Source organism: Rhodococcus sp. UFZ-B548 (assembly GCF_903819475.1).
Classification (GTDB): Bacteria; Actinomycetota; Actinomycetes; order Mycobacteriales; family Mycobacteriaceae; genus Rhodococcus_F; species Rhodococcus_F erythropolis.
On the sequence record NZ_CAIJDS010000157.1, the window covers coordinates 1 to 1,109 of the forward strand.

The 1,109-nt window shown below is 65.5% G+C and carries 1 protein-coding gene; it reads right to left on the reverse strand.

Annotation, left to right across the window (positions count from 1 at the left end; translation table 11 throughout):
* Positions 1-1,109, reverse strand: a 1,109-nt coding sequence (locus H7C86_RS36930) for a bifunctional 3,4-dihydroxy-2-butanone-4-phosphate synthase/GTP cyclohydrolase II (protein WP_259349449.1), incomplete at both ends; no start/stop codon positions are given.

Here is a 1,109-nt window from a genome sequence, read left to right on the forward strand (position 1 = left end):
TCCAGACCCACACGCTTGGCCGGGTTGTTGGTCAGCAGACGCATCGACGAGATCCCCAGATCGACGAGGATCTGCGCACCGATGCCGTAGTCACGGGCGTCCGCCGGAAGCCCGAGTTCGAGATTGGCATCGACTGTGTCCGAACCGGCGTCCTGGAGCTGGTAGGCCTGCAGCTTGTGCATGAGCCCGATGCCACGACCCTCGTGTCCGCGCATGTACAGAACAACGCCGCGGCCTTCCTGGGCGACCATGTCCAGTGCGGCGTCGAGCTGCGGGCCGCAATCGCACCGCAGCGAACCGAAGACGTCGCCGGTGAGGCACTCGGAGTGAACGCGGACGAGTACGTCGCTACCGTCTCCGTCGGGGCCTGCGATGTCGCCGCGCACCAGCGCAACGTGCTCGACCTCGTCGTAGATGCTGGTGTACCCGACAGCGGTGAACTCACCGTGGCGGGTGGGGATGCGCGCCTCGGCGATGCGCAGTACGTGCTTCTCGTGCTTGCGACGCCACGCGATGAGGTCCGCGATCGAGATCAGAGCAAGGTTGTGTTCGTCGGCGAAGACTCGCAACTCGTCGGTCTGAGCCATCGCGCCTTCGTCCTTCTGGCTGACGATTTCGCAGATGACGCCGGCGGGACGCAGGTCCGCCATGCGGGCGAGGTCGACTGCAGCTTCCGTGTGGCCCGGACGACGCAGCACTCCGCCTTCCTTCGCGCGGAGCGGAACGACGTGGCCGGGACGAGTGAAATCGTTGGCACCGGATTCGGGGTTGGCGAGCAGACGCATCGTCGCAGCGCGGTCCGACGCCGAGATGCCGGTACCGATTCCCTCACGGGCGTCGACGGTCACGGTGTAGGCGGTGCCGTGCTTGTCCTGGTTGGTGGCGTACATCGGGGGCAGGCCCAGCCGATCGCAATCGTCACCGTCGAGCGGCACGCACAGGTAGCCGGAGGTGTACCTGACCATGAACGCCACCAGTTCCGGGGTGGCTTTCTCGGCGGCGAAGATGAGGTCGCCCTCGTTCTCGCGATCCTCGTCGTCCACGACGACAACAGCTTTACCTGCAGCGATATCTGCTACTGCGCGCTCGATACTGTCGAACCTGGTCAC